The organism is Terrisporobacter othiniensis (genome assembly GCF_000808015.1).
Lineage (GTDB): Bacteria > Bacillota > Clostridia > Peptostreptococcales > Peptostreptococcaceae > Terrisporobacter > Terrisporobacter muris.
Genome location: NZ_JWHR01000068.1, coordinates 81158 through 97242, shown reverse-complemented (window position 1 = coordinate 97242; position 16085 = coordinate 81158). Strand labels below are relative to the sequence as shown.

At 27.0% G+C, this 16085-nt stretch carries 19 protein-coding genes and 1 pseudogene; 1 reads left to right on the top strand and 19 read right to left on the bottom strand.

Annotated features, from left to right (window positions below):
• Nucleotides 1–27 precede the first annotated feature (27 nt).
• Nucleotides 28–1596: an IS1182 family transposase gene (locus tag QX51_RS07420; protein WP_039679265.1), complete on the top strand. Its 1569-nt coding sequence runs from the start codon at nt 28–30 to the stop codon at nt 1594–1596.
• 494 nt (nt 1597–2090) lie between these two features.
• Here the strand turns inward: QX51_RS07420 and QX51_RS07415 are convergent, their stop codons facing one another.
• The 19 genes and pseudogenes from QX51_RS07415 to QX51_RS07330 form a co-directional block, all read right to left on the bottom strand.
• Complete coding sequence (locus QX51_RS07415) at nt 2091–2423, bottom strand: hypothetical protein (protein WP_039679264.1); 333 nt, start codon at nt 2421–2423, stop codon at nt 2091–2093.
• Between the two features lie 339 nt (nt 2424–2762).
• Entirely contained in the window at nt 2763–3353 is a 591-nt protein-coding gene (locus tag QX51_RS07410) for a hypothetical protein (RefSeq protein ID WP_052232943.1), read from the bottom strand.
• Nucleotides 3354–3392: 39 nt separating this feature from the next.
• Nucleotides 3393–3812: an Imm26 family immunity protein gene (locus tag QX51_RS07405; protein WP_242842703.1), complete on the bottom strand. Its 420-nt coding sequence runs from the start codon at nt 3810–3812 to the stop codon at nt 3393–3395.
• A 60-nt stretch (nt 3813–3872) separates the two neighbouring features.
• Nucleotides 3873–4445, bottom strand: a pseudogene (locus QX51_RS20895) (polymorphic toxin-type HINT domain-containing protein); the annotation flags it as partial.
• Between the two features lie 401 nt (nt 4446–4846).
• Complete coding sequence (locus tag QX51_RS07395) at nt 4847–5188, bottom strand: hypothetical protein (RefSeq protein ID WP_039679262.1); 342 nt, start codon at nt 5186–5188, stop codon at nt 4847–4849.
• Between the two features lie 164 nt (nt 5189–5352).
• Entirely contained in the window at nt 5353–5604 is a 252-nt protein-coding gene (locus QX51_RS21165; protein ID WP_278246216.1) for a hypothetical protein, read from the bottom strand.
• A gap of 977 nt (nt 5605–6581) precedes the next feature.
• Nucleotides 6582–6734 carry a hypothetical protein gene (locus QX51_RS20625; protein ID WP_161791913.1) on the bottom strand — a complete coding sequence of 51 codons (153 nt, stop codon included), beginning with the start codon at nt 6732–6734 and terminating at the stop codon, nt 6582–6584.
• A gap of 1907 nt (nt 6735–8641) precedes the next feature.
• The gene (locus QX51_RS07385; RefSeq protein WP_039679261.1) at nt 8642–9571 is read right to left on the bottom strand and encodes a hypothetical protein; all 930 of its coding nucleotides are present in this window, start codon (nt 9569–9571) and stop codon (nt 8642–8644) included.
• A gap of 651 nt (nt 9572–10222) precedes the next feature.
• Nucleotides 10223–10600: a DUF1492 domain-containing protein gene (locus QX51_RS07380; RefSeq protein ID WP_039679260.1), complete on the bottom strand. Its 378-nt coding sequence runs from the start codon at nt 10598–10600 to the stop codon at nt 10223–10225.
• 59 nt (nt 10601–10659) lie between these two features.
• Nucleotides 10660–11373, bottom strand: coding sequence for a sigma-70 family RNA polymerase sigma factor (locus tag QX51_RS07375; RefSeq protein WP_039679259.1), 714 nt, complete (start codon nt 11371–11373; stop codon nt 10660–10662).
• Nucleotides 11374–11382: 9 nt separating this feature from the next.
• A complete protein-coding gene (locus QX51_RS20885; RefSeq protein WP_039679258.1) occupies nt 11383–12018 on the bottom strand; it encodes a DnaJ domain-containing protein in 636 nt (211 codons plus the stop codon).
• Between the two features lie 157 nt (nt 12019–12175).
• Entirely contained in the window at nt 12176–12397 is a 222-nt protein-coding gene (locus QX51_RS07365; RefSeq protein ID WP_039679257.1) for a hypothetical protein, read from the bottom strand.
• 22 nt (nt 12398–12419) lie between these two features.
• Nucleotides 12420–12686, bottom strand: a complete 267-nt coding sequence (locus QX51_RS07360) for a hypothetical protein (RefSeq protein ID WP_039679256.1) — start codon at nt 12684–12686, stop codon at nt 12420–12422.
• An 8-nt stretch (nt 12687–12694) separates the two neighbouring features.
• Nucleotides 12695–12913 (bottom strand): hypothetical protein, encoded by a 219-nt coding sequence (locus QX51_RS07355; RefSeq protein WP_039679255.1) that lies wholly within the window; start codon nt 12911–12913, stop codon nt 12695–12697.
• Nucleotides 12914–12983: 70 nt separating this feature from the next.
• On the bottom strand, nt 12984–13196 hold the full coding sequence (locus tag QX51_RS07350) for a hypothetical protein (RefSeq protein WP_039679254.1): 213 nt from the start codon (nt 13194–13196) through the stop codon (nt 12984–12986).
• Between the two features lie 13 nt (nt 13197–13209).
• Nucleotides 13210–14580, bottom strand: coding sequence for a replicative DNA helicase (locus QX51_RS07345; protein WP_039679307.1), 1371 nt, complete (start codon nt 14578–14580; stop codon nt 13210–13212).
• A 19-nt stretch (nt 14581–14599) separates the two neighbouring features.
• Nucleotides 14600–15475, bottom strand: coding sequence for a hypothetical protein (locus QX51_RS07340; RefSeq protein WP_152607221.1), 876 nt, complete (start codon nt 15473–15475; stop codon nt 14600–14602).
• 10 nt (nt 15476–15485) lie between these two features.
• On the bottom strand, nt 15486–15764 hold the full coding sequence (locus QX51_RS07335) for a hypothetical protein (protein WP_039679252.1): 279 nt from the start codon (nt 15762–15764) through the stop codon (nt 15486–15488).
• A 15-nt stretch (nt 15765–15779) separates the two neighbouring features.
• The gene (locus QX51_RS07330; protein ID WP_039679251.1) at nt 15780–15971 is read right to left on the bottom strand and encodes a helix-turn-helix domain-containing protein; all 192 of its coding nucleotides are present in this window, start codon (nt 15969–15971) and stop codon (nt 15780–15782) included.
• Between the last annotated feature and the right edge of the window lie 114 nt (nt 15972–16085).

Below are 16085 nucleotides of genomic sequence, written 5' to 3'. Positions count from 1 at the left end.
TTCACTTTATATAAAAATTATTCCCAAATCTCAGAAAATTATCAATTAAAATTACCTATAGATTTGGATGTATTAATACCAGAGGATGATTCAGTGAGATTGCTAAGCCTAATGATGGAGGAATTAGATTATAAAAAATTATACGAGGCGTACTCCCAAAATGGGAGAAATCCTGCAGTTCCACCTAAAATCCTATTCAAAATATTAATTTATGCATACATGAATGATATTTGGTCAAGTAGAAAAATCGAACTTGCCTGTAAAAGAGATGTAAATTTTATGTGGCTATTAGAAGGTTTTAAAGCTCCTGATCATAATAATATTGTAAGATTTAGAACGGGAAGATTAGAGATTATACTTGATGATTTATTTAATCAATTTATTATAAAGTTATATGAAAATAATGAACTTGAATTAAAAAATCTATTTATAGATGGTACAAAAATTGAGGCTAACGCCAATAAATACACTTTTGTGTGGAAAAAAACAGTAAGCAAAAATGAAATAAAATTAGGCGAAGCCATAAAATTATTTATTAAAAATATAAATGATAAATTCAATAAAAACTTTTCAATTGTTGAAAATACACTTAAATGTAAATTACTCAATGAAATTTTAGAATTTTTAAACTCTATAAAATTATCATCAAATATAGAATTTGTTTATGGCAAAGGCAAGAGAAAAACAGAACTTCAAAAATTAATAGAGGAAGCCAATAAATACTTAGAAAGACAGTCTAAATATGATTTATATAATTCTATTTTTAATGGAAGAAATAGTTTTTCTAAGACAGATATAGATGCTACATTTATGCATATGAAAGATGATCACATGAAAAATGCTCAATTAAAACCTGGATATAATATTCAGATAGGAGTTGAGGGTGAATATATAGTTGGAGTTGATATTTCTAGTGAAAGATCAGATCAACTTACATTTATTCCATTTTTAGATAAATTAGGCGAAAGCCTTCCGGCTAAATATGAAAATATAATAGCTGATGCTGGTTATGAAAGTGAAGAAAATTATGTTTATTTAGAAGAAAATAATCAAAAATCATTTATAAAACCACAAAATTATGAAAATACAAAGAGTAAAAAGTTTAAGAATAATATTGGTAAAAGAGAAAATATGATTTATAACAAAATAGCTGATACTTATACTTGTGCTAATAATAAAGAATTAAAATTTATAGCTACAACTACGAGAAAATCAAAATCTGGATATATTTCGAAAGCTAAAATATATGAATGTGAAAATTGTAATGACTGTCCTATTAAATTAAAATATACAAAAGCAAAGGGTAATAAAAGGATACAAGTATCTCCTGTATTTATAACAAAAAGAAAACAATCACAAGATAATATAACAAGTGAGTTTGGTATTTTAACTAGAATGAATAGATCTATACAAGTTGAAGGTGCATTTGCGGTAATAAAAGAAAATCATAATTTTAGAAGATTTTTAACTAGAGGTAAGAAAAATGTAAAAGTAGAATTTACACTTTTAGCACTTGCTTACAATTTAAATAAACTTCATAATAAAATTCAACAAAATAGATTAGGTGTAACTTTTTATACAAAAGCGATAGCTTAAATATTTACATTATATGGGATATTTATAGATATCCTATTTTGTCATGTCCAAATATAATCTAATTTAACAAATAACGTAAAATATATTAAATTATCCTAGGTATAAAGTCATAAAAAAGAGTTGCCTCTTTTATGATTTTAAAATCATTTTGAGACAACCCCTCTTTTCCTCGTTTTCGAGGGTTTGAATGGTGGAGATGAGGGGATACTCTAACATATATTTTTTTAGTAAATTTTATTTTTTATTATACATTCTATTTGTGTATATTGCTTAATTACGTCAGTTCCATTTTTCATATAGCTTTTTTATTTTTCTTCAAACTTAATTATAATTGTGTGCTAAATGTGTGCTAATACATGTAATACTATAATTTTATATAATCCTCCATGTAAAACTTTAATATAATGGACTTAATAAAAAACATTAAGCTTTCTATCAAGTCCGTCGATTTTAATATATATATCATGCTTAGTATATAATAAACAATATTATTTTTAATCACCAATTGACACTATTCCAGTTTCCATTGATAAGGCTTGTTGTGCCATATTAATCAATTCATTCAACATAATAGTCCATATTTCTGATTCTCTAGCATCTTTTAATATTGTTGAAACTAGTATACTCTTACATGTATTAATTATTAATTGAATATCATCTGCTAAAATTACTACATCATCATACGGATCAATATCATACAGTTTGCTCATGTCAAATAAAACTTTGTCCCTTGAATTGTAAATATATTCAATTAATTCATCACTAAATTCAATATTTTTATTATTTAAATTAATATCTTTAACAGAATTACCAATATAAAAATTCATATAGTCCCTCCTAATTTTTAGGAAATGCTGTGATTACATTTCCTTTACTATCAATCACTACTTTTAGTATATTACTGTTTTTCCTTTACTATTTGTTCCTAAAACTTACTTTTTCGTTCTATACGTATTATACACAAATACGTTAACATAGAGATAACTAACTAATTTAGTGAGTTATCTCTATGTAAGTAGTTATTTTTCAATCTTTTAGGAGTACTTCGTATTAATAAATAACTATTGAAAACAATTAACATAATGTACAATATCTAATTTTAGATACTTTTAATGTATAATATTACTACTATATTTGAGTATGAGTTATAAGTAATTTTAATACGCTTATGCTATTTGAACTATCCTAGCACATTTACACAATGGATATGTATTAACAAATTCAAAAATATCTCTTTTCATATTATCAAAAGATTCCCCATAAAAATATATAGCTGTTTCTGTATCACCTTCCCAAAATCTTATAATATCATCATTGCAACCTGTTAATCTAAATATTTCAGAAACAACATAATTAGAATCACATTCTTTATATACATTTTCAGGAAGATTTACACCATCCAAATAAATAGCTAATCCTTCTCTTTTACCAAATGATATTTTTTCTTCTTTACCTTCAATTTCTATAAAGGAACCTTTTGCTGCTCCTAAACTTTCCAGTTTCATCTTTATCTCATCTACAATTTTCATAGTGTAATTGCTATCATAAATTAATACCTGAATATCAAAAAATTCTATTTCACCTGTTGGTGATTGCATAGTACCTCCACCAACAATTTCACCATAACCATTTTCATTCAAAAATTCTTCTAACGGTTCCTCATAATAGTCCTCCACATCAATTGGGTCAAGCTTCTCATTAAATTGAATAAGCACTTCAATTTCTTTTGCTTCATTATTTTTCAATATATTACTCATTGTAAATTCCTCCTATTTTCTTAATTAATCTATAGAATATCAATCTGGATTCCATATATCAATCCCCATAATTCTATCTACCACATGATGTCTATCCCAAGCTGCAGCACGTTCCAAATCCTTACATACTTCCTCAGTAGATGGTATTATCTCACCTTTAATATATAAAGAATATCCTCCACTAATACAGTCCTTTATAGATTGAGGTGGTGGCCAAGCGTCTTCATCTGTACTAAACGGACGATTATCAACAATCTTCCAAATACCATCTTGTAATAAATCTGTATAAACTCCTACAAAAAACTTATATTTTTCATTTTGAGATAATTCATCTACATTTGAGCATATCTTCTCATATATTGCTAATGTTGATTCTTTATAAAGACGTCCATAAGCATTCATTCCATTTGGTAAAGATATCTCGTAGATATCTCCCAGTTTTAATCTTTTTTTTCTCATTTTAACCAAATTCCTTTCTTTCTGCACGAAGGTATTTTTGTCTATTTTTATTCTTTTTACTTATACCATTAACAGCATTTCCTGAAGTCCCCCCATTGATTTAGCTCCACCATGCATATCAATTAATTGTTGTTCTCTTCCTCGTATAGCATTTTTATTCTTTGAACTTTTATCAAGTACTGCTGGACCAAATCCTTTTTTATTCATATGATGGTTAGCATCACGCTTTTTAACATTATCAAGGGGATTTCCTTTTCCACTTGTTCTACCAGAGTATACTTCACCTGTTTTTAGATTAGTTTTTGTATAAGTCTGATATGTTTTTTCTGCACATGATGCAGTATTATGTACCAACACACTAGCATCAGATACAAAATAAGTATGGAAATCTTCAACCTCAAAGTTATATACAGTTATCAGTTCATTGTGAACTACTTCATCTATCTTCTCAACTGTAGACTTATCACCTGACCGAAGAACTACTACATCTCCCTCTTCAATCATGCTTGCTGGTATCCAGCCTACGTTATCTATATAAAATACATGTTGCTCCGTAGCCTCTATAACTTCTCCAGCTACTTTAATATAAAGTATTGTATCTGTTTCTTTTACAAAAGTTTGTACTACTCTTTTAAAGGCTACTTCTCATGTTTCTGGATATTATGCCCATACCAGGTTTCCTTCTTTAATGTTACTTATACCAACCTTTGTAAATGTGGTTTGCTACATCGTAAGCAATCACTTCCATTATCAATGTAAGTAATTATTAAGACTAATACAAAAATGAGTCTTCATTTATTTTATTTATCACTATCATTATCATGTCTACATATTCTGATATCTTATCTAAGTATTTTATATTAAAACTCAACTACTGCATTATGATATCATGCCTTTTTAATTATAAAATAGAGAATATACAAACTATAAATCAATTATGCATATTCTCTATCTTTACTCACTTGAAAATGTTTTTGTTAAATATTTTTCTATTTTTAAATAGTTAATATAAATTTAAATTATAGTTTATTAAACTATTCAATCTCTTCTATATATTCTAGAAATATATCTTGTAATTCCCCATCCGTATCAATATCATTTAATAATAGTTTAGGTTGAATGTTACATTCATTAAGTGTACTACTACCATCAATTATTCCAAATATATTTGATACAGTATCAATCATTATTTGTTCTATAACACTAATAAATACTACTCTTTTATCTTCTGATAAGTCATTATATAATTGTAATGATTGTTTCCAGTATGTGTCACTTACCTCGCTTATATTTGTATTATTAAATAAATCTTTATATAATTCTTTATTTTCTTCAACTATAGTTTTGTAAATACTTTTAATAAAATCTTCATTCATTTTATTTTTTCCTCATTTCTGGATATAATTTTTTATTCATACTAATCAATTCTCTTAATTTTGAATTTGGAATATCAGGATAAACTCGTCTTAATTCTTTTATATCTCTTGCCAATAGTTGTCTTGAACTAGTTATACCCTTTGTCTTTCTTGATACAATACCTTTATCTCCTTTTAATCGTATGTCCTACCTTAGGAACATTTATTGCAGGAGCAGTCATTTCATCATAATTTTTAGCTAATTTTTTCATCACTGCTTTCTGTCCTGCATGATATGCATCTAATCCTTTTGATCCCTTTATATCTTTATAGGCTCCAACCTGATATTTGCAACCTTCTGTATTATGCACCAATACACTAGCATCAGATACAAAATACGTATGGAAATCTTCAACCTCAAAGTCATATACCCTTATCAGTTCGTTGTGAACTACTTTATCTATCTTCTCAACTGTAGTATTATTTAGGTTTGTTTTTATACGTTGGTATAGCTAATAAAACATATCTTTATTTTTCTATATCGTAAATTAAATTATTAAAAAAATCTATTTTTTCCTCCAATATTTAGAACCTTTTGCATATGTTATAATTACTTTTCCAGGTTGATTTAATAGAATAGTAGCTTATTTACTAACATATTTATATAAATACAATATAGATATTATAGCATTTAAAGCTAATTATTAATTATATATTACTTTTATAGTCGTATAGTATTTGTAGGATTTATTAGGATATTAAAAGTTTTACACAATATACAATAGTGAGGTTTTGTGAGGTTTTCATAACCTTAGCATTACTTAGCTTTTTAAGTTCAAGTTTTTTCAGGTCCTAATGTTAGCAATTGTTAGCACGATATCTCCTTATAATTACCACATTTCCCAATAGTAACACTCTATTGAATGTAAGCATTTGTAAGTGTTCAAATAGATTCTTATACAAGAGTTCACAAGGGTATTATATCAGCCTAATACTAAGTTTTACTAAGTTGATACTTTAACTTAGTACTCCATAAAATCAATAGTAACGTTCCTATTGTTTATTGGTAATGTTCTTTTTTAAGACTGCCGAAAGTGCCGAGTAATAACCGAGTATCTTTTTTAGGGAGTCGGAAAACTCGGAATGCTTCTTTTTAAAGATTCAGAATGAGCAGAATAAATAATAATATCTAAATTCTTTTATGTATTATTCTTAAATGAAACAAACTTCTCTGCATTTTTATTTTTTAGTTTAATATCTTTATTACTTCTTTTATATTTGAATTTCGAACTAAAAAATACCGTATGTTCCCTTTTGAAAAATACAGTATTTTTATAAATTTAATATTTAATTTTATATTTACAATACTCTATATATTTTAGAGAAAATTTATAAATAAATTAAAAAAAGATCTTCATAGTGATTTATTCATTAATACCCCACTAACAATTAAAATCACTGCAAGCAACGCTATTAAATATCTAATTAAACCACTTAAATTAAGCATAATAGCAGGTATAAGTAACAATATCCCGAAAAATAAACTTAAATAAGAAATCAAGTTCATTTATAAACCCCCCTAAATATTAAAAGTCACATTATACTTATTTATTTTTTCACATAAGCCAGTAAATATTAAGAAATAAAAAAGTTTATTTTGACTATAAAATATGATATATATAACGATTCGACATTGCTATAAATTTTACCTCTAAATTCTATTATTTTTTTAAACTTCCTATAACTCAATTTATTTAATATAAAGTTTTATAAAATAATCTTAGTATTACTTAGATTTTCTCGGACGCCATAATTTAAGGCATAATAAAAGTGAGTAGCATTTTGATGTATACTTTAGGTTTATCACTTTTTATGAAATAAATATAAGGCTGGCTCTTTGTCTACTCTAAGCTCAAAATTTAGCTCAGCGTTACCAAAAGTGGAAACGCTCCATATAACTACCTTAATTTATACTGGATAAGAAGCTTTATTGTTTAATTTTCGGATATGCATATAATGATCATCTAAATTTTTAACATCGGTTTCAGAAGTTTTCCCTTTTAAAAGGATAAAGTCCACTTTCATTTATTAGCCAACTACCTCTTTGACCTAACTCAACGGCAAAACACCCCTGAGTTTTACTGTTAACCCTATCTTCCTCATCAACATTATCCAATTGCTTTTTGTGTATCGTTATTACCGATAACAGAAAACTTATAACTGAACTTTCGGCATAAGTAAAAATTTACTTTTGTTGAAATTTCAAGGACGCCCCAAAACAAGTCCCCCCAATTTATATAGCTCTAAAGTGCATAGTATGCATATTAGAAATATAGCTTCTTATATAATTTTCTAAAGTGGCTATTAGTCACATCTGAACTTTCACAAAAAGTTGAAACTTAATTAGCCGAGAGAAAAATTTCCCCCGGTAGATGATCTCTTTATTTATGATTTATGACTGTACAATTTTGTCCACTCGATACCGTTTTGGTATTGAGTGGAAGGGCGAAATATTTCTCCATTGCCTAAATTTAACTTAGGGAGCATTTTGCCTATTCGTTTGTTTTGGAAGTACTCCAAAAAAGGTGCAACCCAAAGACTAAGGTTTCAAAAATATAATAATTACAATCGTTGATATTTCAATATTTATCCCTCTTAAACTATTGGAGTACTACGTTTATTCGTCGTTTTGGAACGTTCCAAAAAAATTCACGCCTAAATATTAATAAAACGTCATCATTTCAGTATTTAGCACGCTTAAATCTATTTGTAGTACTCCATTTATTCGTTTTGGAAATTTATATTAATAGGGTGCAAATTTGTACTCTATAAGTTAAAATCTTTATCCTTATTTCGTTCGCATTCGTTTCAGAAATTATTTGAGGTGTATATTGCATTTTTTATTGAAGTTTTTTGAAGCTACTGGTAGCCTATTTCTAATTTTATGTTAGCGTTTGTTAGCATGCTACTTCTAACTTTATGGCAACATTTTGCAATAGTGACCGCGTTTTTTATACTAGGTTTTACAAGGGTGTACATTCACCTTAATAGTAAGTATTTTTAAACATTCAAACAGTCTCCTATACTAGCATTTACTAGCATTCCAACAGGCTATATTACAAGGATTTATTAGGCTAAATCATTAACAGAGTACTCCATTGCAACGTTGCATTAAATCAATAGTAACGTTCCTTTACCTTATTGGTAATGTTACTTTATTTTATAGTAAAAAGAGTGCACCTATAAAATAGGCACACCCTAATATTCTAATAATCATAAACCTCGATAATATAATATTTATCTGATTATAATATAATTTTTACTGAAACTTTTTATTTATTAAATTTTATGTCTACTATCTGATGATACCTTAAGATTATTTATCTAATCTACTCAATAAATTAGGTTTTTACAGTATCTAAGTCATATTATAACTACATAATAGGTTATACTATGATGTATACCATAATAAATCTATCTAGGAAATTTTTTAGCTAAATATTCTTCTTCTTTTTGCCAACGTTTTTCTACTTCTTTAAGATATTGTTGCTTTTCATATGAATAAGTGCCACGCATAAAAGAAATATCATCATAAATTCCTTGTCCCCATGTTACATCAATTAGTTTCTCAAAATGATATGTTATTTCACTTGTACATCTTGATAGGGTATTATGTCCTTGGCTATTTAGAATAGTGTATGGATACTGATATTTTAATATCACATTATTCTCTTTTAATTCTTCATCAGAAATATTCTTATCCCAACAGATTAACAAAAATTGTACACTATTAAATCTAAATACATAAGAAAGTCTCATTTTTTTAAATTCTTGATTAGGATTTTCATCTCTACGATAAATTTCTCCTGTATTATAATCAATATACTTAATAATGCTATTTGAAAGAAAAACAGGGTCTTTACCCCATCGAATTTTATTATTCCCGAACATAAAATCATGTGCAGGAGACGTATTAACCGCAAGGCCTGCTAATACTGTAACATTTCTTAATGGCTCAATTATATCTTTGCTCATCAAAAAATCTAATATGTTTGATTTAAAAAATGATATATCATCTTTGTGGGAACGTAAATCATTAAACGCATATTTCAATAGCATTTTTTGAACTAAGGTATAATTATAAACAAAATCCAGTGTATCATCTTTTTCATATTTTTTTATAAAATAATTAGAAATAATATCTTTTGCATACGAATCAATATAAGAAATTTTATTGTTATTACATTCTACGCATACATCTTTCACTACAGGATCTCCCCTATGGACTACCTCTCTAATATTATCTATTGTAACAAAGCACTCTGGAAAAATATCTAATATTCCACAAGAAATAATATGTTCTCTTGTTCCTTTCGCTTCTTGACCACAGTAAGCACAAATCACTATTACTTCACTTCCTATTCTTTATAAACTCGTAATCAAAATCATCTCATAAAAGCCAGCTATAATACTTTTAGTTATTATTTATATTATAATCTTATTTATTTCTCTTAAATCTACTTGTACAATTATTATTTCTTAAATAATAATTAAAGTATAATTTAACTTTTTCTGCTATATATGAGAATCGTATTTTAAATATAATTAATATTACGATTATTAGGAACTAAAAACATGTAACTGTTACCTTACATGCTTTCCATTAACGCTAATTAGATGAGCATGTTTTTCTGCAGCTTTTTATAATTAAACACTAATTTTATAACACTGCACTAATCTAAATTCCTATAAATTTCAATATCAACTTTAGGTTGATTATTAAATCTATAATATAATCCCATAATATTATCATACTAAGCCCCTATTTAATTATATGATATAAATTATTTATCTCTCATTCATATAATAATCATAAGACTTAGTTATATTATACATATAAGTTAATCACCAAGTCAGCTAAAAGCTTAAATTCAAAATAAATATGTATAATCTATTTTATTTAATCCTAGTATTTTAGTTATAAACTTAAACCCAATATTTTTTCCGAATTTGTTGCTACCAAAATATTAAAATCTATTTAAAATAGCTTCTACACTAAAATAAATAGCTCTCATGCATATCCCTTATACACTTAGGATATATTATTTCACTAATTTTAAATATTAGCTTCTTTTTTAAATCATAATATGTACTTTTAGATATATTCATTTTGCACATTATATTAATAGGTCTTTCTTTGTTTATATATAGACTTTCAAATAATACATACTCATCATCACTCATATTATTAATAGCTATATTTATTTTTTTAATAATTATCTCATTCTTATTCTTGATATATTTCAGTTTATCTACATGATCTATATTAGTTTCTTCTTCTAATTCTAAATTAATAAGCTCTATTACATGCAACATATAATTATAATCTTTTAATATTTCTTCGGTCATCTTGTAATATTTATCTTTTTTCATTCTATTACCTCTTAAGTTTAGTACTACTTTCTTCCTTTAAAGGTAAAAAGTCTATTCTTTTAATAGCAGCTATAATAGCTCATAAACTCTCTATCTCTTTTTATTTGCTCCTCTTCTAATCTCTTAATTAGTTCTAGCCTAGAATTATAATAACCACTATCAGCTTCTATAATAGAAGGATTAGTATATATATTTTCACTCTTTTTCCTTTGTTCTATATATTTTTCATATTCTTTCCTTATTCTGAATGACTTTCTCATTAACTCACTTCTACACTGTCTTAGTATGCTATTAATTGCACTGTCCATTTTATTATACTTGGCAGATATATCTTTTATTTGAAGCTCATTCACATATCTATCAATAAAAATGTTGGCTTTTGTAGGTGGTAATATATTTTTAAACTCTTGTATATACTCTTGTAGTGTCATATCTTCTAGCACTTCACTCTCTACATTAACACTACTATTTGGAATAATATCATACATATTTGTATCTTCATCTATTTCATGATCTAGTGATGTAATAGCATATTGGCCATGTATTCTTTTAAGATTATGAAACTCTCTTTTTATACTCCAACTAATACAGCTATACATATAAGTATCAAAACTCATTCCTTTTCCTTCTTTATACGTTTCAAAGGCTCTAATCATTCCTAAACTACCTATTTGCATAATATCCTCTATATCAATTCCATAAGGATTATTTTTAAATTTATTAGCTATTTTAATAAGCATTGACTTATATTGTAAGTACTCTTTATCTGTCATTGTTACCCCCTATATACCCCATTGCTCTTTCAGTTTATTTATTAATATCATCATTTCAGTACATTCTTTATTATTTGTATTTCTATCTGGATGGTATTGCATGGCCATTCTTTTATATAACTTTTTTAGTAGTTTCTTTTCACTATCATTCATTTCAAGTTTTTTGTCACTACTCCGATTAAAAAATTTATCCTCTACTTTTATTCCATCCAATAATCCTCTGTCATATCCTTCCTGGTACTTTTCCATGAGTTCTTTATAGTGTAATGAGCTATATTCATTTTTAAAGTTTTCATATTCAAGAAGCTTATTTTCTTCTTCTTTTTTAATATCATCTCTTATCTTTAACATCATAGCTTTATATGTAGGGTAATACTCTTTTTTAACTTTAATTAATTTCTCCACTACATCATCAAAGTCTAAATTTAAATCTTCATCCCTTATACATTTACCTGTTATACTTCTCATTAAAATCACTGGTATATCATCTATTAAACCGTTTATTTCTTCGTTATCTTCATAAAGTGAGTGCCATGCATATGAATCCACCTTTATATCATTTGACACTACTTTCCCATTTACCCTCTTTCTATCACAAGCATAAATACTATATCCCCATTTACCTTTTCTTATTTTGCAAAACATTTGAAATACTCCTTTATAGTGTTATGATTTTACTTTTTTATCATTTTATTTGTCACTACATTTATTAATTAAAATAGTTACTAGAAGCTTAATTCTAGTAACTTAATATTAGTTGCATTTAGTTGCATTATTATTAGCTATTTAAATAACTATTTTTCTAATTTATTAAACCTTTTAACTCATTATAATTATCAAAAACAAATGTAAATATATTCTTAACTTTTTCAGAACCTCCGTCTTTGTCTATACATCCTAAAACATATTTTCTTAATTCTTTTAATTCTTCTATATCAAATTCACAACCAAGTGATTCTATAGCTTTATATACCTCTAGTGTAGCTTGGCCAACTGTCATATTCTTAGATTTTTGTACTTCCATTATAAAAATCCCCCTATAGTTGTTAATCTTCATGTGTAAAAACTATCACACAATTCTCTTTATAAAATACTGTTGCCATTAATCCAGTATCAAATTTTAATTCTTTTACTGATATTTCAATTATTCTATCATTTAATTTTATTTCCACATTATCTGAATCATTTATCAATATATCTTTTAGATCATGTACTGTCCTTTTATAATCCTCTGATATTTTAGTTCTAGCATTTACTATTACCTTTACATTTTCATGCCTTTTTATTAATGCTATAACTTTTCTAATACTCATATTTACACCTATATCTCCACATTCTCAAAAATACTGTAATTCTTTACAATAGCTTCTATTTCTGACGTTTCTTTTATGATTTGCTCTAGTGCCATATATTCTTTTGTTTCATATACATTCTTTTTCTCTTCTTCAGGCAATTCATTAAAATATTTTTCTGCATTGCTTAGTCTTTCTAACAAGTATTGGTAATAAGCTCTCATAGCTTCTATCATCTTATTTTTCATATGTCCTTTATCTCCCTATGCTGTATTTTGATTTGTAAAGAATAATAGAGCTTTATTTCTATCCAAAACATTATTTCAACAGATTCATCTTATCCATTAAATTTATTTGATTTTTTTGTAGTTGCTCAACATCTTTTCTAAGCTTAGTTGGAGTTACTCCTACTTCTTCTATAATCCTAGTACAAGCATTTACAGAAATAATCATTATTTCCCTTAAACCCTTTCCATATAACCCCAGCTCTTTAATTTTGTCTATTACTTCTTTTGGGTATCCCTCATACATTTACATCACCTCTTTAAAATGGCAATTCATTGCAAGATACTTGTACAAATTTCTTGTTTGTATCATATCCGTAATTTCTATTTAATTCCTCTTGGCTTGTGTAAAATCTCTTCCTATAGCTATCAAATGATATATTGAAAACTTTATTGGTTATGCCTCCCCATCTATTCTTTAACACTATGATCTTTGGCTCTTCCTCTTCCACTTCATCCTTATTATCTTTTTTTATTTTAAATCTTTCTATCCTTAGCACTGTATCCGCTGAACCAACTATCTCACTAGCTCCTGATACATCATACATATTAGGCTTTTCTCCCTTGGCTGGTTTCTTAGGATGTGCAACTAATAATATTACTAGCTTGTACTTTTTGGCCAACTGCTTTAATGCTAAACATAACTGTTTTTGTTGTTGATATTGCTTGTCACTTTCTCCTATATCAAAGGTCATTAGGTTATCCAAAACAAAGAAGCTAATACCTTGATTTATAGCTAAATATTCAATAACACTTAGTATATTCTCTTTGTTTGCCCTCGAATTACTTCCGTATATTTTAAACTTACCTTTTATCCATTTGCTTATTAATTCCCAGCTATAATCAGTTATATCTGTATATGTCTTTCCTTTTTTACTTGTTTTCTCTTCAATGTGGTAATCATTTGCTATCGTCCTATTAAACCAAAACATTAAATCTTCTTCTGGTAACTCGCCACTATACAAAAAAGCTTTATTCCCTTGAGCTATAGCTCCAGCTATTATTTGATTTATTATTGTACTCTTACCACTTCCAGGTACTCCAGTTATTATGTTTAATGATGTTCCTCTAAATCCACCACCTAGTAAATGGTCTAATGGTTCAAAACCAGTAGGTATATAAAAATTATTATTTTTACCTCTCTTTATGTCTGAAGCATCTACATATAACTGTTCGATACTCTTATTATTAGTAAATATACTTCTAATCGACTCTATTCCTGTTTTAACGACCTCTATTTTTTCATTGAATAATTTATCATTTAAGTCATTTAAAAGGCTCATAGCCACCCTTCTGTTGCTCTTATCAATAAGTAAATCTATATAGTAATTTATATTTGAAGAATTTGGAACTATTGTTTGTAAACTTGTAATATAACTAATACCTCCAACAGCTTCTAATAAATTATTTCCTTTAAGCTCTTCTATAAGCATAATTAAATCAATAGGTTTGCCTTGTATATGAATACTTAGCATGCTCTTAAATATAATTCGATGCACTTCTTTATAGAAAGTATTTACATCAATTCTTTTAGAAGCTATACTTATATTACTTGGATTTAGCAGTATAGACCCTAATACTGTTTGTTCTGCCTCCACACTATGTGGAGGTATCTTTTTGTTACTTTCCATTTTTATACCTCCTATTTTCTTAAATACTTTCATACTCATAACCATCTATGATTACTGATTTGCTTTTTTCTTCTACTGGATCCTTTGCCTTTGATTTATATTCCAAATATCTTTTATAAGACACTCCTTCTTTTAAATGTAACTCTAGTTGTCTTTCATTAGTTTTATCTTGAGTTCTAGTTAAAAATTCTATTAATGTCCACTTGTAGCTACAATATTTATAATCACTTTTATACATTTCTGAATAATTATCTATAGCTTCTTTTATTTGTTCTAATGTGTAATCTTTTAATGTCCTTTCAATGGCATTTTCCATATTTTTAGTAAGTTCTCTATGTTTATATACTCCTTTACTTATCCAGTAATCAAAAATCTCTGTATATATATTTTTAGTAATTCTTTTTATTAATTCTTTTTTAGAGTGGGTGTTTGCTTGGTCTTTAACCTGGTCTTTGCTTGGTCTTTCTTCATCTTTAGTGCATTGATTTTCCAATGTTTTACTTGGTCTTCGCTCGGTTTCTAACTTGGCTTCTAACTTGGTCTTTTCTTTTTCTAATATTTCAACCCTCTCCAATACTGATAAATACACATATATAGACTTTTTACTTGAGCTATTACCACGTTTTTTTAATTTAATTATTTCGTCATCAACAAATCTTTTGATTAAATTTTTAGCTTTGGTTTCTTTAATACCAAACGTATCCATTACAATACTTCTGCTCATTTCAAACTGACCTCTTGAAATATTATCATTTAATCTATTGTAATTTTCTTTCTGTGAAATCCAATGATTAAATAAAATATCCAGTAGGTCGGGGTATTTATTAAAATCTATCGTTTCTGCTCCGTTAATGCTTTTAGATAATATTTTGTTATTTGTTTGATAGAAGCTCAATTTAATACACCTACTCCACTAAGCTTTTAGAGAAACCTATATCCACGCTTAACTCTAAAAATTTAATGAGCTTCTTTAATGCAAATATTACATCAACTAATTCATATTGATTTTCACCCAATCCTGTATATGCTTTCTCATGTTGTTCACTCTCTAAATGGCTTGTAAATATTTCAAATTCTTTATTTCCTATTTTTATACTTACACAAGTGCCTTCTATACTATTACCAAAACAGTCTTTTGCAAATTCTATATGATTGTCAAAACTTATATATTTTAAATCTTCCATATTCTCCACCCCCTATTAAAACTGTTGTCCTATAGCTGTATTCTCTATCCATTCATCAACCTTACTAGTAATAACAAGTATCTTTTTTCCCACCTTAAACATTGGAAATCCTTTAGATCTTGTTAACTCATAAGCCTTTATGTACCCTATCCCTAGATATTCAGCAAACTCCTTCACTGTCATTGTTCTTTTCTTTTGTTCACTCATAATATTCAACTCCTATCTGTTAATTAGATTTAAAAATTCAACAATTGTCATATTTGGAAGTATGCTACTTAATAGCTTCAACTGTTCCCCAGTCATCTTTATACTCATACTAAT